This window comes from Desulfothermus sp., assembly GCF_053993635.1.
Genome location: NZ_JBMYBT010000068.1, coordinates 12,402 through 31,034, shown reverse-complemented (window position 1 = coordinate 31,034; position 18,633 = coordinate 12,402). Strand labels below are relative to the sequence as shown.

The window sequence follows — 18,633 nt, the reverse complement described above, 5'->3', positions numbered from 1 at the left end:
AACAGAGCCTACCTTTACGTTCAAAAGCGCATCTTCGATTTTTTTATATACCTCCATATGAATAATCCTCCAGATTGTAGCTGGAAAAAAAATAGGGGGGATTTGGGGAAATGTAAAGGGATAATTGCGATAATTGCGGGGTAATATTTGGGGGAGAGTTTACAAAAATTGGCAAAAATTGACAAAAAATGTATACTGGGGAGTTGGCTAGAGATAAATCATTAAATAAAATTGAAACACCACATCTTTCTATTTCCCTTCAGGACAGCATTTAAGTCTTAGGGGTAAAGGTAATGTCAATATTGTATTGATTTGGTCAAGGAAAAGGTTGAGAGTGAGACACGATTGTCACATCTCAATATTAAAGGGTTAGCGCAAATTACTTGTGGTCCATACTCTTCCAGATTTTGTAAGATAAAATTTTCCTCCATAAGGATCCGATGGGATGTGATGAATAATTTGTTTTTTTATTAATTCGCCAAGTTGATTTGGTAAGCCACCGTATTTATACTTATATCTGTCTAAGGCTTCTTCCAGATAGAGAATAGCCTTAAGAGCGCTTAACCTTTTAAGAACTTTTTCCTTTAAGCTCTTATCTTTTATCTCTTGAAGTTCTTTTTGGAGGAAATAGATTGCCGTCCTTGTTTCATTTCCTTTAATTGCCAAACGAGAAGCTAGTAATGGCAAATAGGGTGGGGAATTTGGCAATTTCGAAGCCTCAAAAAAATAACGAGCAGCTGTCTTATTATCATGTTTAAAATAAAAATTTATAAAACCCAGGTAAAAGGGTATTTGCCAATTTTTAGGTATATAATCAAGACCTCGTTTAAGTATGATTTCGGCCTCTTCAAATCTTCCTTCCCAGGGTAACACCACGCCAGCCATCCAATATACTTCAAAGTAATAGGGATCAAGATAGGATGCTAGATATAGTGCCTTACTTAGCCACAGGGAGTCTTTCGAACTTTTTTGATTTATAATGTCATTATAAAAAATTGCCGCTTTAACCAAAAAAAAGTCACTAGTTAACGGTGCAAATTCTCCACTCAGTACCAAAGCTGATTCTGGCCGTGGCAAGGGAGAAGTTGTCCAACTTTCCAATTCCCATTTTATACCGGTGTGGGTAACAATGCTTATTAAAAGGCAAAATATACCTAAAATTAGCCGATACATTTTAGTTAAGCTCTCTTTTGCTAAAGATAAAACTGGAAATCAAAAGCAATGCTATTGTGTAGCTTAAGGCATAAATTAAGATCAGTATTAAATTACTCCCTTTAAGAGGCAGATTGTGTACTGTAGCTTGTTTTAGATCCAACAAAGAAAGGTTGGGTAAAAGATAATAGGCGATGTTAAATATAGCCTTAAGATTAGGACTGATGTTTTCTCCGATGTTGCTTGAAAGAATTATCTTTACATTTTGAAGATTGGCACCAACAAGGTAAATCATAAAGGAAAAAAAGAAGGAAATTAATGAACTGCTGCAAAAGCTGCTAAAAAAAATGGCTATGGCTATCAAAAGAAACATTTTAATATTGAGAAAGAAGAATGCCAAAAGATGCTTTACCCAAGCAATGTGAGGTGTGTGGATAAAGGTTGTTGTTTTATAGAAATAGAAAAGACTTATCATAAACACCAAAAAGTCTATTAGTAACGCAAAGCTTGTTAATGCAGAGAGTCCCAGAAATTTCCCCAGGATGTATTGCCAGCGCGCAATAGGTTTAGAAACTACGAGATATATAGTTTTTTTGTCTATATCTTTAGCAATTAAGCTAGTGCTTAAAAAAATAGCTATAAAAAGGCCCAGAAAAGAAAGACCAGAAAGGCCTATATCTTGAGTTACTTTAAGAATGTTTCCAATAGATAGGTCTGCAACAAAGCCAGAACTCAAAAGTATCAGGGCAGAAAAGATAAGTACACCTAGAAATACGCGTTCTCTAATCCCTTCTTTAAAGGTTACCCGTGCTATGGACATTAACTTACGCATTTTTGCAGCTCTCTCCTAAAGGTTTCTTCTATGTTCTGCGGTTTTCCAATAAATTTGAGTTCACCTCTTATCAATAATGCCACTCTATCACAAATTGTCTCTACATCATGGAGAATATGAGAGCTAAAAAATATAGTCTTGCCTTGCTTCTTTAAAGAATCAATTAAATTTATTATTTCCATGCGGCCAATTGGATCAAGTCCTGAAAGGGGTTCGTCCATAATGATCAGCTCTGGATCAGCAAGCAAGGCGTGGGCAATTACCAGTCTTTGCTGCATCCCTTTAGAGTAAGATCTCAATTTCCATTTACCGGCTTCTTTAAGGCCCACTAGTTCTAATAGTTTCCACACCTTAGACATGATTTCTTTCTGAGATAGTCCATACAACTCAGCTGCAAAACATAAGAATTCCTCTCCAGTTAAATGGTCATAAAGTACAGGTTGTTCTGGGACAAAACCTACATTCTTGCGTGCAACTGGATCATCACAACGAATGTCGAAAAGTCGTGCTTCTCCTTTATCAGGGAAAATTAGGCCCATCAAAATTTTGATGGTAGTGCTTTTCCCAGCTCCGTTTGGACCTACAAATCCAAAAATCTCTTTTTTTTCTACCGTAAAATTTAGATCCTTCACAGCCTCTATGCTTTGTCTAAGGCCTTTTTTATATGTCTTAAAAACTTCCTTCAAAACTATAACAGCCATTTTCATCCCTTGAACTTATAGGTAACCGATTGTCTTTGTTGTATCTACAATTATTAAAGAAATAAAAGGGTAAGGATTGCATTGTGAAGGACTAAAAAAGGCGGGGCTCCCCGCCTTTTCGCTATGTTCTTAAAAGTCATCGTTACCTTTTTTCAGTCTTCCTTTATCCCCGGCATTGAGGGAGATGTGTGTTGCTAACTGAGTTGGTGTTACTGGAGCGTTATTATTATTAGCATCAGGCCAAAGTGCATATTCGCAATTGCTACCATCCCCGTCTAAATCTGTAGCTGCTTCAAGAACATAATCTTGATAATCACCACCTGACACCTGTGAGTTACCATTACTATTGGTTTCACCAACTGTTATAAAATATTGTGCATAAACAGGTCCAGATGGCTCAAAACCCAGCTCTGCAAAATCATTTAAACCATCTCCATCCGCAAAACCATTGTTATCAGCCCCATCTGTCCAAGAATGTTTACCAGGCCCTAGAGTGACCCCATTGGGTTCTTGTTGTCCTACTCCAACATAACTATCATGTTCTGCCACAAATGATTCTTCACATGCTTTCAGTGCATCAAAATTGGCATACACCTCAGACTGTTTTGATTTCAACTGGAATTTTTTATACTGTGGGATAGCAATGGCAGCAAGAATAGCAATAATAGCTACTACTATCATCAGCTCAACGAGTGTGAAACCTTTTGAGTTGTTTTTTAAATTTAGCCGTTCCCTGATCATAATTTTACCTCCTTTTGTATTATAAAATGTTTTAACCAGAATTTAGAATGCAATTTTGTTGCCAAAGAGACAGTAATGTCTAATAATAAGTTAATATTTATTGTAAATTTCTTTTATTCCTTAACCAATGCTTGACAATATTTGTTAAAAATAGTGACATATATTGTCTCTTCCTTTAAATAATCACCAATCTCTTAATCAAACTCACCACCTCATCAGGATCATCTAGAGTAAAAAATATCTCTAAGTCGCCTTCTTTTATATAATTCCTTGCAAGGAGTTTGTTTTTAAACCAATCAATTAATGGGCTCCAGAATTCCTTATCTACTAAAATTACTGGAAAGGGTTTAATCCTTTTGGTTTGAGTTAATACCAGAGCTTCACTTAGCTCATCTAAAGTGCCAAATCCTCCAGGCATTACCACATAAGCCATGGCGTATTTTATAAACATCACCTTTCTTACAAAGAAATATCTAAAATCCAATCTTGTATCAATATAATCGTTTGGTTTTTGTTCTAAAGGAAGATGGATGTGCAGGCCTATTGATTTACCATTTCCATCCTTTGCTCCTTTGTTCCCTGCCTCCATAACTCCAGGGCCACCGCCTGTAATTATAGAATATCCTTCTTGTGCAAGTTTTTTGGCTATGTTGTAGGTTAACTTATAGACAGGGTCTTCAGGTTTAACCCTGGCAGATCCAAATATACTTACTGCTGCACCAATTTCATTTAAGGTATCAAAACCATCCACAAATTCAGCCATTATTTTTAATAGCCTCCAAGATTCTCTATATGATAGATCGTCGATTACATATTGTCTAACGTCCATTTGATATGACCTCCATAAAAAATATGCGAATATGCAGCAGGAAATAAAAAAGCCGCCTTCAATAGTCCTATTAAAGGCGGCTATTGCCCAGCATTGTCTTGTCTTATGTATTATCTTCTGGCTCTTGCCTCGTTTACCCTAAGTCGTCTACCACCAAATTCAGTTCCATCTAAACTGTCCATTGCTTTTTGTGCATCTTCTTCTTTCATCTCAACAAAGCCGAACCCCCTGGGCCTTCCTGTTTGGCGATCTTTAATTAAATTAACGTCTGTAACTTCGCCAAATTGAGAAAAAAGTTCCCTTACCTCTTCCTCTTTTGAAGAAAAAGGAAGATTTCCAACATACAACCTCTTCATAAAAAACTCTCCTAACAATGAAAATAAAAAATTAACAAAAAAACTGCCTGCCGTGTTAAGGCTTAAAAAAATACAAGGTTTTGTCAAGCGAAAAATGGAATTTCTTTTAGCTTGAGATTGTTTTGTCTATCTTGTAACATCAAAGGTCAAAAATTTGTGAGGGCAATATGGAATTTATCAAAAGAAAAAACACAAAAAAGATATTTGTTGGCAATGTGGATGTTGGGGGAGATGCGCCAATTAGGGTGCAGTCCATGACCAACACAAAAACTGAAGATTATGAGGCTACAATAGGCCAGATTCAGAAATTAGAGGCCATTGGGTGCGAGATTATAAGGGTTGCTGTAAATAATGACCATGCAGCAAAGGCTGTTTTAAAAATAAAGGAAAAAATAAACATACCTTTGATTGCTGATGTGCATTTTGATTATAAGCTAGCGGTTTTTTCAGTTGAGAGCGGTGCAGATGGGGTGAGAATAAATCCTGGTAATATTGGTGGATATGAGAGGCTTGATTATGTAGTAGATGCTTGCAAAGCAAATAATGCTGTTATACGAATAGGTGTAAATAGTGGATCTTTGGAAAAGGATTTACAAAATAAATATAAAGGTCCTACTCCTGAGGCACTAGTTGAAAGTGCTCTTAGATGGGTTAGGAGAATCGAAGTCAGAAAATTTTTTAATTTCAAGGTGTCTTTAAAGTCATCGTCTGTGATCAACTCTTTTTTGTCTTACTTACTGTTTTCTGAAAAATGTGACTATCCCCTCCATGTAGGTATCACTGAGGCTGGTCCAGGTATTAGGGGAGCAATAAAAAGCGGTGTTGGTATTGGATTAATTTTATCTCAAGGCATAGGCGATACAATTAGGGTATCCCTTACTGGTGAGCCTGAACAGGAAGTAATAGCTGGGTATGAGATCCTTAGAAGTCTTGGTCTTAGACGCAGGGGCGTGGAAATTATATCCTGTCCAACTTGTGGTAGGACAGAGATTGATGTAAATGGTCTGGTAACAAAGCTTGATCCTTGGTTATCAAAGCTTGACTTGCCTATAAAGGTAGCAATTATGGGCTGCGTTGTAAACGGCCCAGGTGAGGCAAGGGAGGCTGACATTGGGATTGCTGGTAGTAAGGATCTAGGTGTGATTTTTAGAGAAGGTAAAGTTATAAAGAAAGTATATAATACTGAAAGTTTGCTTTTTGAATTTAAGAATGAATTAAAAAAATATATGCAAGAAAAGAAAGTGAGGACATAATTATAGATTTTGTAATGAAAACCTTTTGTAAAATATTGAGCATAACAAATGGTGTACTTGACCGCCGAGAATGATACTTTTGATAGATTCTAAAATTCAGGGATAAACTTAATAAAGTCCTGTAAAAGACCATATAGATATGGTATAATCAAGCATTATATTGAAGTAAAGAATTATTATATTTATTACAACAGGAGATGGTAAAAAATGAATGAAGAATGCCTAATTGATAGGATAAAGGAATTACCAGTAGATTTACAGAAAGAAGTGTTAGACTTTATAGAATTTTTATTGAGAAAGAGAAATATAAAGAATAAAGATGAAAGCCCTAATAATAATTTTAACTTTGATTGGGAAGGTGGTTTGTCAGAATTTGCTGGATGTTATACATCAGTAGAATTGCAGCATAAGGCTATGGAGTGGAGATGAAATATTTAGCAGATACTAATATTTTTCTTGAAATTTTGCTTTTACAGGAAAAGACAGAGAAATGTAAGGAAATTTTGAGGAGATATAAAAATGAGATTGTTATATCTGATTTTTCTTTACATTAAATAGGTGTAATACTTTTTAGACATAGGAAGGAGTTAATCTATTTTAAATTTATAGTTGATGTTGTATCAAAAGTAAAAATAGTGAGTCTCTCTTTATCATCTTATAAAGAGCTTGTACAAATAAGAGAAAGATATAATTTAGATTTTGATGACGCTTATCAATTTCAAATATCAATAGAAAAGGGTTTAAAAATAATCACAATGGATAAAGATTTTGATAGAGTGAGAGGAGTAATTGAAGTAATAAATGTATAATATAAAAAATTGTAAAGACTGACAGGTCGGTGTAGGAGATGCCAGTAATTCTCGGTGTGCTTGTATATAGGGGGTAAGTGAAAAAAAATGATATTTATTTTTCGTAAAAAAGGAAAAGGAGTTCATTATGAAGTTTAGTAAATACTACTGTCCAACTTTAAAAGAAGATCCACAAGATGCAGAAGTAATCAGTCACAAACTTCTTATACGTGCTGGTATGATAAGAAAATTAACATCAGGAATATATTCATTCTTACCTATGGGTCTTAGAGCACTTAGGAAAGTGAGTCAAATTGTCAGGGATGAGATGGGCAGGGCAGGATGTTTGGAAATTATGATGCCTGTTGTACAGCCAGCTGAACTCTGGAAGGAGAGCAATAGGTGGGATTTCTATGGAAAAGAACTACTTAGGTTTAAGGATAGACATGACAGGGATTTTTGTTTAGGGCCTACCCATGAAGAAGTGGTCACTGATATAGTGAGACATGAAGTAAGGTCTTATAGGCAACTCCCTTTAAATCTGTATCAAATTCATACAAAATTTAGAGATGAGATCAGACCTCGTTTTGGTCTCATGAGATGTCGTGAATTTATTATGAAAGACGGATATTCCTTTGATAGAGATGATAAAGGGGCAGAACAAAGCTATAAAAAAATGTATGATGCCTATTCCAGGATTTTTGAGAGGATAGGACTAAAATTTAGGGCTGTTTTGGCAGATACAGGCCAAATCGGTGGAAATTTTTCCCACGAATTTATGGTGTTAGCAGATACAGGCGAAGATACAATAGTTGTGTGCCAGAAATGCGACTTTGCATCAAACTTAGAAAAGGCAGAGGTGGTGTCAAATAAAGGTTCTGAACATGAGGAAGCAAAAGAAAAACCGTTAGAAATTGAAAAAGTACATACACCAAACAAACACACTGTTGATGAGGTTGCTGATTTTCTAAAAGTGTCAAAGAGCACTATAGTTAAGACATTAATATATATAATTGATAGCGAAGCTGTTGCGTTTGTGATACCAGGTGATAGGGATTTAAACGAAGCAAAGGTCAAATCCGCCCTGAAGGTTCCAGAGATTCGTATGGCCACTCCTGAGGAGGTTTTTAATATATCAGGTTGTGAAGTGGGTTATGCTGGACCTATAGGACTTGGTGTAAAGAAAATATACGTAGATAGATTGCTGGTTGGTAAAAGAGGGTTTGTGTGTGGAGCCAATGAAAAGGATTATCATTTAAAAAATTTGGATATTAATGAACACATAAAGAATGCTGAATTTTTAGATATTGTTAATGTAAAAGAAACCGATCCCTGTCCTGAGTGTGGAGGGAAGCTTAAGTTCCTAAAAGGAATTGAGGTTGGACATGTGTTTAAATTGGGTACAAAATATTCAGAGGCAATGAATGCCACTTATATTGATGTAGACGGTAAAGAGAAATACATGGTCATGGGGTGTTATGGAATTGGTGTGAGCAGGATTATAGCTGCAGCAATAGAGCAAAACCATGATAAAAACGGGATTATTTTTCCACCGTCTATAGCTCCATTTGAGGTTTGTCTTGTTACCCTAGACATAAAGGATGAAAATGTAATGAAGACATCAAATGAAATTTATCAGAATCTCACTAATCTAGGCATTGATGTCCTATGGGATGAGAGAGATTTAAGACCAGGTTTTAAATTTAAAGATGCAGATTTGATTGGCTTTCCTATACATATTTATGTGGGGAAAAAGGGCTTAAGTAATGGATATGTAGAAGTAAAAAATAGAAAAGATGGTTCAGTATTAAAAATAAACCCAGATAATTTTGTTGATCAATTTAAAGACATCAGAAATCGAATATGGGATATGTGGGGTCTTAGTTTGACTGAAAAGTAAGGAGCACATAATTGGATTTTCCAAAGAAGGTATATACTGTATCAGAGCTCACTCTCACCATTAGAACTATTTTGGAGCAGGAATTTCCTTTAATCTGGATTAAGGGGGAGATATCCAATCTTTCAAGGCCAGGGTCAGGACATATATATTTTTCTTTAAAGGATCAGTCATCCGTTATATCTGCAGTGTGGTTTAAATCAAATCACAATTTAGGCCAAAACCTTTCCCCTGATTCTTTAAAAAATGGAATGAGTGTTCTTTGTGCTGGAAAAATAAGCGTCTATTCCCAAAGGGGAACCTATCAGTTAATAGTGGAATTTATCGAGGACGTTGGAATTGGGAATCTTTATATTGAGCTCGAAATGTTAAAACGAAAATTGGCAAAAAAAGGGTATTTTGACGCCTCAAAAAAGAAGTCAATACCGAGGAATCCAAAACGTGTGGGAGTAATTACTGCCCTATCTGGTGCTGCTATACAGGATTTTTTAAGGGTCGCTAAAGAGAGGGGGATGGAGCATATAATCAGGATATATCCGTCTCTTGTACAAGGAGAGAATGCGCCAGAAGAAATTGCAAAAATGATAGAAATTGCCAATTTAGAAAACTGGTCAGAGGTGTTAGTGCTAATTAGGGGTGGTGGGAGTTTTGAGGATATACATGTGTTTAATTCCGAAGTAGTTGCAGATGCGATTTTTCGATCAAAGATTCCAGTTGTTACAGGTATAGGTCATGAAATTGATTACACAATTGCTGATATGGTGGCTGACTATAGATGTGCAACTCCGACCTATGTCGCAGATTTTCTTTGGGAGCCGAGAGATAATTATATCCAGATGTTAGATACTCTGACCTCGTCCCTTTCAATAAATATACATCGTTATATAAAATTGAGGATTGATAAGATAAAGGGCTATTTGGACCAATTTAGAGCTTTTGCTCCAAAAAGGAAATTAAAAAACCTTGAATATTCTTTTTTTAATCTGGTTAATAGCATGGATGCAGAAGTGAAGGATAAGGTCCAAAATAATGAAAATAAACTAAATCAACTAATTTATAGGTCCCATATTCAGTTTAACGAAATCCTAAATGGAGCAAGTAGGGATTTTATTTATAATACAAGGGAACTTAATGGTATCATGTCAAAAAAATTAGATAGGCTTGAAAAGGATATAGATTTACTAGCAAACATGGTCATTGAGAGGGATCCCAAAAGGCACATAAATAGGGGATATTGTCTAGTAAGGACATTGGATGGAAAAGTGGTCGTAAGTGCTAAGGATATTGAAGTTGGTGATAAGGTAGGTATTTTGTTTAAGGATGGCGAGAGGATAGCTAACATAATTAGTTAAATGGGATGGTAAGTGTTATGGAAGGTTTTAATTTTGAAGACGCAATGGCCAGATTAAAGGAGATAGTTGGTCTACTTGAAAAAGAAGATATATCTTTAGATAAGGCTATGGATCTTTACAAAGAGGGTTGTGAGCTGGCCAAAAAACTCCGTGAATATATCTATAAAGCCAAACAGCAGGTAGAGGTATATTCAAAACAACTATTGGAAGATAACATGGATGGCAGTGTAGATGAATGAAAAAGAATTCAAATGTGCGCTTGAATCTTATAGGAAAAGGGTGGATGAATTTTTAGTTCATTATCTGGATTCCCTTAAGGCTGTTCCAAAGGCGTTAAAAGATTCCATGGAATACAGCTTAATGGCTGGGGGAAAGAGGATTAGGCCCATATTGTGTATGGTATGTTATGAGCTTTTTACTGATTCAGTAAAAGAGATTTTACCATTTGCCTGTGCCTTGGAACTGATTCATACTTATTCTCTTATACACGATGACCTGCCAGCTATGGATGATGATGATTTTAGAAGGGGCAAACCTACTAATCACAAAGTTTTTGGAGATGGTATAGCGATTTTGGCTGGTGATGCGCTTTTAACTGATTCCATAAGACTTATGCTCTCATGTAATTTGAATAACCAATTAATCAGTAAAGCGATGAAGGAAATAATAGATGCAGTAGGTCCCCAAGGCATGGTTGGAGGACAAGTGTTAGATTTGGAGCTTACAGGCAAAAATGACTGTATCCTTGATGAGTTAAAACATATGCATTTACTCAAGACAGGTCGGTTTATAGAAAGTGCTTGTGTATGTGGGGCAATCTTGGCAAATTCTCCAGATTCACAAATAAGAAGGATAAGGGAATACGGAAAAATGATTGGTCTCGCCTTTCAAATTGCTGATGACATATTGGATATAGAAGGTGATGAAAAAATTATGGGAAAACCAGTTTACAGTGACATAGAAAAAGGCAAGTGTACTTATCCTACTTTATTAGGCATAGAAGAGAGCAAGAGATTAGGTTGGGAATGTGTAAAAGAGGCAATTTCTGCAATATCAGTGTTTAAAACACCACAAGCAGAATTTTTAAAGTCAGTGGCAACATATATCATGACTAGGACTAAATAGGATAGAGGCTATGAAAGAAGAGATTTTAAGTCAGATAAAAGAGCCAGAACAGATAATGGAACTTGATTATGAAGAGCTGAGACAATTGGCTGAGGAAATCAGGGGACAAATAATAAGTACTGTTGTTAAGACTGGTGGACACTTGGCTCCTTCTTTAGGGGTGGTTGATTTAACATTAGCCCTATATAAGGTGTTTAATTTTAAAAAAGACAAGTTGATATGGGATGTAGGCCATCAGGCTTATGCCCATAAGATTATTACCAGGGGAATTGAAAAATTTAAGACATTAAGAAAGCTCGGGGGAATAAGTGGATTTCCCAGGATTGGGGAATCACCCTATGATTTCTTTGGAGTGGGACATTCATCTACATCTATTTCAGCTGCACTTGGTTTTGCTGTTGCCAGAGATCTAAAGGGCGAGGATCATAAGATAGTTGCGGTTATAGGCGATGGTTCCATGACAGCTGGTATGGCCTTTGAGGCACTTAATCATGCTGGGGACATTGAGAAGGATTTAATTGTTGTTTTGAATGACAATGAGATGTCTATTTCCAAAAACGTAGGTGCTTTATCTGCTTTCTTAAGTAGAAAGCTTGCTGATAAGAGATTTGTAAAATTTAAACAGGATTTAAAGAAGTGGCTTAAGCAAATACCTAGAGTTGGTGAAGACATATTAAACTATGCCCGCAGGAGTGAAGAATCATTAAAGAATCTTTTTACACCTGGTATATTATTCGAAGCATTCGGATTTTATTATATTGGTCCTGTAGATGGCCATGACATAAAAAAAATGGTCAAGGTCTTTAGTGAGGTAAAAGAATTAGAAAGACCAGTTTTAATTCATGTTCTCACAAAAAAGGGCAAAGGGTATCCGCCTGCTGAAAAAGATCCAATGTCTTTCCATGGAATTGGGAAGTTAAAGGGTGTAAAGTCAAAGGAGCAGCGTCTACCAAGTTATAGCGAAGTCTTTGGAGACACTTTATGTGATTTAGCTGCTAAGGACAGGCGCATTGTGGCCATAACAGCAGCCATGCCTCAGGGAACAGGTCTTAGTGGTTTTATGCAACAATTTCCAGATAGATTTTTTGACGTGGGCATATGTGAGCAGCATGCTGTTACCTTTGCTGCGGGCCTGGCTGCACAAGGATATAAGCCGGTGGTTGCCATATATTCAACTTTTCTTCAAAGGGGGTATGATCAAGTAATTCATGATGTGTGTCTCCAGAACCTGCCTGTTGTATTTTGCTTAGACAGGGGCGGTCTTGTTGGAGAGGATGGTCCCACTCACCATGGAACTTTTGATCTGTCTTTTTTGAGGGTTATTCCCAATATGACTATTATGGCTCCAAAGGATGAAAGAGAACTTCAAAATATGTTGTATACAGCGCTATTAATGGATTCTCCTGTTGCTATAAGATATCCTAGGGGCCGGGGAAAAGGGGTTGATTTAAAAAATAATTATAAAAAAATTGCAGTTCCCAAAGGGGAAATTTTAAGGCAAGGTGATGAGTTATTAATTATAGCAGTTGGTAGTATGGTTGAATATTCTCTGGAGGCTGCAACTCTTGCAAAAGATAGAATTGGCGTTGACGTATGTGTTTTCAATACGAGATTTATAAAACCTCTGCCACCTGAGATTCTGGAGATGGTAAAGAATTTTAATAAAATAATTATTGTTGAAGAAAATGCCCTCATAGGTGGTTTTTCAGCAGGGATATTGGAACTTTTGAACGACAATAATATGCTCTCTGGCAAAAGGATAATTCGTTTAGGGATTCTCGATAGATTTATTGAGCATGGTCCTCAGTCAGAGCTTCGGTCAATGTTAGGACTTGATGGTGAAGGAATATTTAAAAAAATATGTGAGTTGGTAGGATAGATCCAAAAAAAGGCGCCTTATGGCGCCTTTTTTATTCAAATATTGCTCCTTTTGATGCAGATGAGGCAAGTTTTGCATATCTTCTTAGGAGTTTTGATTTAATCTCAGGTTCCTTAATTTTTATTGATTCTTTTCTTTTATTAAATTCCTCTTGGTCCACCAGGAGTTCAATCTTTCTATTAGGAATATCAATTAGGATTTTGTCACCATCCATGATATACGCAATAGGTCCACCTTCTTGGGCTTCAGGGGATACGTGGCCTATTGCAGCTCCCCTTGTGCCTCCGCTAAACCGACCATCTGTTATTAGGGCAACGTCTTTGTCAAGCCCCATACCCGCGATGGCAGATGTGGGAGTTAACATCTCCCTCATTCCTGGGCCTCCCTTTGGGCCTTCATAACGAATAACTACTATATCTCCCTTTTTTATTTTCCCTCCAAGTATTGCTGCTACTGCCTCTTCTTCTGAATTAAAGACCTTTGCTGTTCCTGTTCTCTTCATCATTTCTGGTGAAACTGCTGATTGTTTTACAACGCAACCATCAGGTGCCAGATTACCTCGTAAAATAGCTATTCCACCTTCATTTGAGTGTGGAGAATCAATTGGTTTGATAACCTCATGATCTAACACCTTTGCATCCAATTCCACTAAATTTTCACCAACAGTTTTGCCTGTTACTGTTAGGCAATCTTTATTTATTAGTCCTTTTTTATCAAGTTCACTCATTACCCCATATATGCCACCAGCATAGTACAGGTCTTCAATGTGGTATGGTCCAGCAGGGGATAATTTGCATAGATTAGGTGTAATCCTGCTTATTTCATCAAAAATTTCCAGATCAATATTAATTCCTGCTTCTCTAAATACAGCTGGCAGATGCAGGACAGTATTTGTAGAACAGCCAAGTGCCATATCCACTGCAATTCCATTTTTTACACTCTCCAAAGTAACTATATCCCTTGGCCTGATATTTTTGTTAATTAACTCCATTACTTTTATACCTGCATATTTGGCTAGCCGAAGTCTTTCTGCAAATACCGCAGGAATGGTGCCGTTACCAGGCAAGGCCAATCCAATGGCCTCTGATAGACAATTCATGGAATTGGCAGTAAACATTCCAGAGCAACTTCCACAACCAGGACATGCCTTCAACTCTAGTTCTTCTAAATCAGCTTCTGATAGCTCACCTTTTTTCACTCTGCCCACTCCTTCGAACACGCTGATTAGATCCACGGTTTTATCCTTTATATGCCCAGCTAGCATTGGACCACCACTAATTATTAGACTGGGTATGTTTAGCCTAAGCATGGCCATAAGCATACCTGGAACTATCTTGTCACAATTTGTGACACATACAAGTCCATCAAATGGATGAGCCGTTGCCGTTATCTCAATTGAATCTGCTATTAGTTCTCTACTTGGCAGGCTCATCTTCATTCCTTCGTGGTTCATTGCAATACCATCACATACGCCAATTGTGGGAAACTCCAGGGGAACGCCACCTGCCAGTCTTATACCAGCCTTAACAGCCTCAGTAACTTGATTTAAATGCACATGTCCTGGAATTAATTCATTTGCAGAATTAACAACACCAATAATAGGTTTATCTAATTCTTCTTTTATTAGACCTGTTGCGTACATAAGACTCCTGTGGGGCGCCTTTTCCAGACCCTTCTTCATCTTATCACTTCTCATAATCAGACTCCTTTTTTAAAAAGAGGGTTAATTGCCAATAATGACCCAACACATGAAATAAAAACTATTCCCATTGTTATAAATACACAATAAGAAATTGGTATCATATCTATTTTTATCCATATTGGGGGAGTGTTAAGAAGTTTATTTAAGTAAAGGACAATGATTTTAGTCATAAAAAGGCCAAACGCAGAAGCTAATATTCCACTCAAAAACCCTTTCAATGTGAAGGGAACTATTATGAATGTATTTGAAGCACCAACCAATTTTAATATATACAATTCTTTGGCCCTGCTCAGCTTTAAGATATAAGAATAGGAAAAGGTCAGTGCTCCACTTGCAAAAAAGAGCAAAAAGAGAGTTATAATTAAAAAATAAATGTAATTTGATCTTAAAGAATCTATTATCTCTATTTTAGATGCGTCAATAAATACCCTTTTTATTCCTGGCTTTTTCTTGAGAATATCTTTAATTGCTAGCAAATTATTTTTATTTTCTCTGCATGAGATAATAGCTGTATATGGAAGTATCTGATACATTTTTGAGGAATCATTTTTTGGAAGTTGTTCTCCTTTCATTAAGATGGATAGGGCATTTTGCGGTGAAAAGATTTTGATTTGCTGTATTTTATATTTATCCTTTAGCTTGTCTAGTTCTGATTTTATTTCTTTATTATATTTGCTATCCCATGTTATAATTAAGGTCTCATTGGCAGTAATTTTTTTTAAATAATTAAGTCCATTGTAATGAATCAAAAGAATGATTGAGACCAAGAGACAGATAATTGTTAAGACAAAAATCAAAAACAAGTGTTGTAATTTTTTTTGGTTCATAAGCATCAAAAATTGTTCAAATAAACATGCAGTATAAGACATTACTTAATCTCCTGGATGGTGGAATCGCTAATAGTGAGATGTATTGGATTTTCCACAAGGCTTTTAAGTTCAATGGAATGCGTGGCAACAATGATAGTGGTTCCATGTCTGTTAAAATGGGATAAAATCTTCATAATTCTCATTGCCATTCTTTTATCCAGATTACCTGTTGGCTCATCTGCAAGTAGAATTTTAGGACTTGTTGATATTGCCCGAGCAATGGCCACTCGTTGTTTTTCTCCACCTGATAAAAAAAATGATGGAGTGTCTTTGACTTCCTCTAATTCCAGTACTTTTAGTAACACCTCAATGCGTTTTTGTCTGTTTTTTTTGCTAATGCCCATGCACCTTAGAGGGATCTCTATGTTTTGTTTTACCGAGTAGTCATCTAATATTTCAAAGTCTTGATATATCATCTGGACGCATCTTCTAAAGAGATGAATCTTGGGTTTGTTTTTATGGCCTATTACGAAATTTTCAACTCTCACTAGGCCTGCTGTTGGAGCTAGTTCTGCGTGCAAAATTTTTAAAAATGTGGATTTACCTGAACCAGTACTTCCTGTGAGAAAGACAAATGAACCCTTTGGAATTGACAGATTTAACTTTTCTAGAATTTTCTTTTTCCCAAAGTAATGGTAAAGGTTGTTTACTTCAATTATTGTGTTTGCTGCTTCCATTGAGTTATTTTTAAATAATCTTGCCATTTGTTTGAATTAATAAAAATTTCATCCCATGTGGGAAATGCCGTCCCTCTCTTTCCAACTACAATGCCAGCGCATATATTGGCAAAAATACATGATTCCAGTAAAGACATTTTTTTTGACAGTCCCAGTGCAATGGCTGATAAGACTGTGTCTCCTGCTCCTGTAACATCATAGACCTTCCTTCCTAGAGCAGGAAGATGCAGAACAATTTCCCCTTGATTTTTAAATAACACCATTCCTTCCTGTCCTAGTGTTATCAGTAAATTATAAGCCCCTGTTTTTTCTAATATAGTATAACCAGCCTTAAGTAAGCTCTGTTTTCCATCTATATGTATGCCACTAAAATTTTCTGCTTCTTTTTTATTTGGCGTGATAATGTACGGTTTTTTATAAGTTAGAAAATTTTTTTGTTTGGGATCTATTAAGACCAATGAAGATGATTGAACCAGGGTGTCTAAAAGCGGTTTACCTATGGCTCCTTTACCATAGTCTGATATTACAATGACCTTGTAATTGTTCATAACCTTTTTTACGATTTCAGCTAATTCGCCAGAATAATCCACCGAGGTTAATTCCCTGTCTATCCTGAGCAACTGTTGGCTCTTGGCCACAATTCGTGTTTTTGTACTGGTAGTGTAATCCTTTTTTTTTAAGAGTGTATTAGATATATTGTTATCACAAAGTAGTTTTTCCAGGATGCGCCCATTTCGATCTTCTCCAATAACGCCCATTAGATAGGTTTTCCCATTAAGTTTATTTATATTATTTGCTACATTGGCTGCTCCCCCTAGCTTAAACTCTTCTGATTCAATATGCACAACTGGGACTGGTGCCTCTGGGGATATCCGTTCCACTCTACCATATTGATAATGGTCGAGCATTACGTCACCAATTACTAGGATTGGGGCAGATTTTTTTTTGTGTGCCAATGTTAGTAAGTCAGCTATTGAGTTGGTTGTCATTAATTGTTTCATGTGAAACATTCTCCTCAAGTGTGGAGGCTAGGTTGAGTTTTTTTAAAAAATCTATGAGTTCCTGCCTTGAAGAATATTTTATTGTTATGGTGCCCGCAGATAGCGTGCCCCTCATAGTAGTTTTTATGCCTAAAGATCCTTTGATTGAATTGGCAATTTTTTTGAGAAGGTCATTATCTTCTGTTAATTGTCTGCTAGATTTTTCTGTTAAGCAATATCTTGGTAGGCATCTATTCTTTCGCCAATAGTTGGCAATTTTTTCAAGATCCCTTACACTTGCCCCTTTTTTTAGTGTGTACTCATAAACCTTTATTCTATCCTCTTTTGAACCTATGCCAAGTAATGCCCTGCCATGCCCTGCTGTTAATTCTCCATTTTCAATTGATTGCAATATATTTTCCTCTAATTGCAACAATCTCAATGTATTTGCTATATGGGGCCTACTCTTTCCCACTCTATTGGCAAGTTCGTCCTGGGTAAGACCTAATACGGACCTAATTTTTTCCAACGCACGAGCTTCCTCGACTACATTTAAGTCTTCCCTCTGGAGGTTTTCTACAAGTGATACTACCATACATTCATCATCTGTTAGATTACACTCTATTGCAGGAACAGCCCTAATCCCTGCCTTTTTACATGCAAGATATCTCCTCTCGCCAGCAATTATTTCATATTTCCCCTCATCAGGCTTTTTTCTGACCAATATTGGTTGTAATAATCCTTGGCCCTTGATGGACTGGGCGAGTTCCTCGATTGATTCCTCACTAAAAAATTTTCTAGGTTGAAATGGGCTGGGCTCCAGGGCATCTATGTCTACTGTTATAAAGTTGTTAGAACCTTCTTCTGAAGATTTAGTGTTAACCTGAATTTTGTCTTGAAAAAGTGCATCAAGTCCTTTACCAAGACCTCTTGGAGACGCCATTTTTATCTCCTGATTTTTAAGTTGATGAAATTTTTAATCAGTTAAGTATGAGTTGACTTTTATATTTTAATGATAAAAAAATCAAACAAAATTAAAATGTCATGGCGTTAAATTAACCAATAAAAAATATGGAAATCCTAAGAAAAATAAAGGGGAGAATATGAAGGGAGTATATGAAGTTTACGACAAAGATCATAATCTGTTAGGAGTCTTTGTGGAATCGGATGTATGGATTAAAATAAAACAAGATCTTAAAAAGGTATTAAAAAAGCACGGTCTTATTAAAGAGGAGCCACACATAATTGAGCCATTGGGGGACTGGGAACTCTTTAAGAAATGTTGGGACTTTAAGTATCCCTATGATTTTAGCGTAAAATGCAAGATTTGTGGTAATTTCACAGAAAACTGGGAAAAGGATGTTGATAAAAAATTCTTTTTAACAGCGGCTAATGTGAGTGGCCTGGTTAGTTTTAAGTGTGTAAAATGCGGGGCCAAAATTGTTAAGAAACACTTTAAAGACAAAATTGTAGTCGAGTGTATCCCCAAAAAAGATTAGC

The 18,633-nt window shown here is 36.3% G+C and carries 20 protein-coding genes and 1 pseudogene; 10 read left to right on the top strand and 11 right to left on the bottom strand.

Annotated features, from left to right (window positions below):
• Window positions 1-369: 369 nt before the first annotated feature.
• From ACY2V1_RS05380 to rbp, 6 genes and pseudogenes are all read right to left on the bottom strand, one after another.
• On the bottom strand, window positions 370-1,173 hold the full coding sequence (locus ACY2V1_RS05380) for a tetratricopeptide repeat protein (protein ID WP_461833769.1): 804 nt from the start codon (window positions 1,171-1,173) through the stop codon (window positions 370-372).
• Between the two features lies 1 nt (window position 1,174).
• Complete coding sequence (locus ACY2V1_RS05375; RefSeq protein ID WP_461833768.1) at window positions 1,175-1,984, bottom strand: ABC transporter permease; 810 nt, start codon at window positions 1,982-1,984, stop codon at window positions 1,175-1,177.
• Window positions 1,972-2,685: an ABC transporter ATP-binding protein gene (locus tag ACY2V1_RS05370; RefSeq protein WP_461833767.1), complete on the bottom strand. Its 714-nt coding sequence runs from the start codon at window positions 2,683-2,685 to the stop codon at window positions 1,972-1,974. Before ACY2V1_RS05370 ends, ACY2V1_RS05375 begins: the two co-directional genes overlap by 13 nt.
• A 623-nt stretch (window positions 2,686-3,308) precedes the next feature.
• Window positions 3,309-3,426, bottom strand: a pseudogene (locus ACY2V1_RS05365) (prepilin-type N-terminal cleavage/methylation domain-containing protein); the annotation flags it as partial.
• Window positions 3,427-3,601: 175 nt separating this feature from the next.
• Window positions 3,602-4,255 carry an LOG family protein gene (locus ACY2V1_RS05360; RefSeq protein ID WP_461833766.1) on the bottom strand — a complete coding sequence of 218 codons (654 nt, stop codon included), beginning with the start codon at window positions 4,253-4,255 and terminating at the stop codon, window positions 3,602-3,604.
• 110 nt (window positions 4,256-4,365) lie between these two features.
• A complete protein-coding gene (rbp, locus tag ACY2V1_RS05355; RefSeq protein ID WP_461833765.1) occupies window positions 4,366-4,611 on the bottom strand; it encodes an RNA-binding regulator in 246 nt (81 codons plus the stop codon).
• A 167-nt stretch (window positions 4,612-4,778) separates the two neighbouring features.
• On the opposite strand from rbp, the gene ispG reads away from it, so the two are divergent.
• The 9 genes from ispG (at window position 4,779) to dxs (ending at window position 12,905) form a co-directional block, all read left to right on the top strand.
• Complete coding sequence (gene ispG / locus ACY2V1_RS05350) at window positions 4,779-5,864, top strand: flavodoxin-dependent (E)-4-hydroxy-3-methylbut-2-enyl-diphosphate synthase (RefSeq protein ID WP_461833764.1); 1,086 nt, start codon at window positions 4,779-4,781, stop codon at window positions 5,862-5,864.
• Between the two features lie 207 nt (window positions 5,865-6,071).
• Complete coding sequence (locus ACY2V1_RS05345) at window positions 6,072-6,293, top strand: DUF2281 domain-containing protein (RefSeq protein WP_461833763.1); 222 nt, start codon at window positions 6,072-6,074, stop codon at window positions 6,291-6,293.
• Window positions 6,290-6,418, top strand: a complete 129-nt coding sequence (locus ACY2V1_RS05340) for a hypothetical protein (protein WP_461833762.1) — start codon at window positions 6,290-6,292, stop codon at window positions 6,416-6,418. The genes ACY2V1_RS05345 and ACY2V1_RS05340 overlap by 4 nt, the downstream gene beginning before the upstream one ends.
• Window positions 6,419-6,673: a type II toxin-antitoxin system VapC family toxin gene (locus tag ACY2V1_RS05335; protein WP_461833771.1), complete on the top strand. Its 255-nt coding sequence runs from the start codon at window positions 6,419-6,421 to the stop codon at window positions 6,671-6,673.
• A gap of 127 nt (window positions 6,674-6,800) precedes the next feature.
• Complete coding sequence (locus ACY2V1_RS05330) at window positions 6,801-8,552, top strand: proline--tRNA ligase (protein WP_461833761.1); 1,752 nt, start codon at window positions 6,801-6,803, stop codon at window positions 8,550-8,552.
• An 11-nt stretch (window positions 8,553-8,563) separates the two neighbouring features.
• Window positions 8,564-9,901 carry an exodeoxyribonuclease VII large subunit gene (gene xseA, locus ACY2V1_RS05325; protein WP_461833760.1) on the top strand — a complete coding sequence of 446 codons (1,338 nt, stop codon included), beginning with the start codon at window positions 8,564-8,566 and terminating at the stop codon, window positions 9,899-9,901.
• 17 nt (window positions 9,902-9,918) lie between these two features.
• Entirely contained in the window at window positions 9,919-10,140 is a 222-nt protein-coding gene (gene xseB, locus ACY2V1_RS05320) for an exodeoxyribonuclease VII small subunit (RefSeq protein WP_461833759.1), read from the top strand.
• Window positions 10,133-11,026, top strand: coding sequence for a polyprenyl synthetase family protein (locus ACY2V1_RS05315; protein WP_461833758.1), 894 nt, complete (start codon window positions 10,133-10,135; stop codon window positions 11,024-11,026). Before xseB ends, ACY2V1_RS05315 begins: the two co-directional genes overlap by 8 nt.
• A gap of 10 nt (window positions 11,027-11,036) precedes the next feature.
• Window positions 11,037-12,905 carry a 1-deoxy-D-xylulose-5-phosphate synthase gene (dxs, locus tag ACY2V1_RS05310; protein ID WP_461833757.1) on the top strand — a complete coding sequence of 623 codons (1,869 nt, stop codon included), beginning with the start codon at window positions 11,037-11,039 and terminating at the stop codon, window positions 12,903-12,905.
• Window positions 12,906-12,936: 31 nt separating this feature from the next.
• Here dxs and ilvD read toward each other — a convergent pair whose 3' ends face one another.
• From ilvD to ACY2V1_RS05285, 5 genes are read right to left on the bottom strand one after another with little or no spacing between them, the layout of a single operon-like run.
• The gene (gene ilvD, locus ACY2V1_RS05305) at window positions 12,937-14,601 is read right to left on the bottom strand and encodes a dihydroxy-acid dehydratase (RefSeq protein ID WP_461833756.1); all 1,665 of its coding nucleotides are present in this window, start codon (window positions 14,599-14,601) and stop codon (window positions 12,937-12,939) included.
• 2 nt (window positions 14,602-14,603) lie between these two features.
• Window positions 14,604-15,476, bottom strand: a complete 873-nt coding sequence (locus tag ACY2V1_RS05300) for a cell division protein FtsX (RefSeq protein WP_461833755.1) — start codon at window positions 15,474-15,476, stop codon at window positions 14,604-14,606.
• A complete protein-coding gene (locus ACY2V1_RS05295; protein ID WP_461833754.1) occupies window positions 15,476-16,153 on the bottom strand; it encodes a cell division ATP-binding protein FtsE in 678 nt (225 codons plus the stop codon). Before ACY2V1_RS05295 ends, ACY2V1_RS05300 begins: the two co-directional genes overlap by 1 nt.
• Complete coding sequence (locus tag ACY2V1_RS05290; RefSeq protein WP_461833753.1) at window positions 16,132-17,154, bottom strand: bifunctional heptose 7-phosphate kinase/heptose 1-phosphate adenyltransferase; 1,023 nt, start codon at window positions 17,152-17,154, stop codon at window positions 16,132-16,134. Before ACY2V1_RS05290 ends, ACY2V1_RS05295 begins: the two co-directional genes overlap by 22 nt.
• The gene (locus ACY2V1_RS05285; protein WP_461833752.1) at window positions 17,120-18,076 is read right to left on the bottom strand and encodes a ParB/RepB/Spo0J family partition protein; all 957 of its coding nucleotides are present in this window, start codon (window positions 18,074-18,076) and stop codon (window positions 17,120-17,122) included. The genes ACY2V1_RS05290 and ACY2V1_RS05285 overlap by 35 nt, the downstream gene beginning before the upstream one ends.
• Window positions 18,077-18,236: 160 nt before the next feature.
• Between ACY2V1_RS05285 and ACY2V1_RS05280 the strand changes: the two genes are divergently transcribed.
• Entirely contained in the window at window positions 18,237-18,632 is a 396-nt protein-coding gene (locus ACY2V1_RS05280) for a hypothetical protein (RefSeq protein WP_461833751.1), read from the top strand.
• Window position 18,633: the final 1 nt, after the last annotated feature.

What these genes read in the sequence shown, in the direction of transcription:
- ilvD (WP_461833756.1), bottom strand. Translation starts at nt 14,601, where the DNA reads ATGAGAAGTGATAAGATGAAGAAGGGTCTGGAAAAGGCGCCCCACAGG.
- ACY2V1_RS05295 (WP_461833754.1), bottom strand. Translation starts at nt 16,153, where the DNA reads ATGGAAGCAGCAAACACAATAATTGAAGTAAACAACCTTTACCATTAC.
- rbp (WP_461833765.1), bottom strand. Translation starts at nt 4,611, where the DNA reads ATGAAGAGGTTGTATGTTGGAAATCTTCCTTTTTCTTCAAAAGAGGAA.
- ACY2V1_RS05360 (WP_461833766.1), bottom strand. Translation starts at nt 4,255, where the DNA reads ATGGACGTTAGACAATATGTAATCGACGATCTATCATATAGAGAATCT.
- ACY2V1_RS05300 (WP_461833755.1), bottom strand. Translation starts at nt 15,476, where the DNA reads ATGTCTTATACTGCATGTTTATTTGAACAATTTTTGATGCTTATGAAC.
- dxs (WP_461833757.1), top strand. Translation starts at nt 11,037, where the DNA reads ATGAAAGAAGAGATTTTAAGTCAGATAAAAGAGCCAGAACAGATAATG.
- ACY2V1_RS05370 (WP_461833767.1), bottom strand. Translation starts at nt 2,685, where the DNA reads ATGGCTGTTATAGTTTTGAAGGAAGTTTTTAAGACATATAAAAAAGGC.
- ACY2V1_RS05380 (WP_461833769.1), bottom strand. Translation starts at nt 1,173, where the DNA reads ATGTATCGGCTAATTTTAGGTATATTTTGCCTTTTAATAAGCATTGTT.
- ACY2V1_RS05340 (WP_461833762.1), top strand. Translation starts at nt 6,290, where the DNA reads ATGAAATATTTAGCAGATACTAATATTTTTCTTGAAATTTTGCTTTTA.
- ACY2V1_RS05375 (WP_461833768.1), bottom strand. Translation starts at nt 1,984, where the DNA reads ATGCGTAAGTTAATGTCCATAGCACGGGTAACCTTTAAAGAAGGGATT.
- xseB (WP_461833759.1), top strand. Translation starts at nt 9,919, where the DNA reads ATGGAAGGTTTTAATTTTGAAGACGCAATGGCCAGATTAAAGGAGATA.
- ACY2V1_RS05315 (WP_461833758.1), top strand. Translation starts at nt 10,133, where the DNA reads ATGAATGAAAAAGAATTCAAATGTGCGCTTGAATCTTATAGGAAAAGG.
- ACY2V1_RS05290 (WP_461833753.1), bottom strand. Translation starts at nt 17,154, where the DNA reads ATGAAACAATTAATGACAACCAACTCAATAGCTGACTTACTAACATTG.
- ACY2V1_RS05285 (WP_461833752.1), bottom strand. Translation starts at nt 18,076, where the DNA reads ATGGCGTCTCCAAGAGGTCTTGGTAAAGGACTTGATGCACTTTTTCAA.
- ispG (WP_461833764.1), top strand. Translation starts at nt 4,779, where the DNA reads ATGGAATTTATCAAAAGAAAAAACACAAAAAAGATATTTGTTGGCAAT.
- ACY2V1_RS05330 (WP_461833761.1), top strand. Translation starts at nt 6,801, where the DNA reads ATGAAGTTTAGTAAATACTACTGTCCAACTTTAAAAGAAGATCCACAA.
- ACY2V1_RS05345 (WP_461833763.1), top strand. Translation starts at nt 6,072, where the DNA reads ATGAATGAAGAATGCCTAATTGATAGGATAAAGGAATTACCAGTAGAT.
- ACY2V1_RS05280 (WP_461833751.1), top strand. Translation starts at nt 18,237, where the DNA reads ATGAAGGGAGTATATGAAGTTTACGACAAAGATCATAATCTGTTAGGA.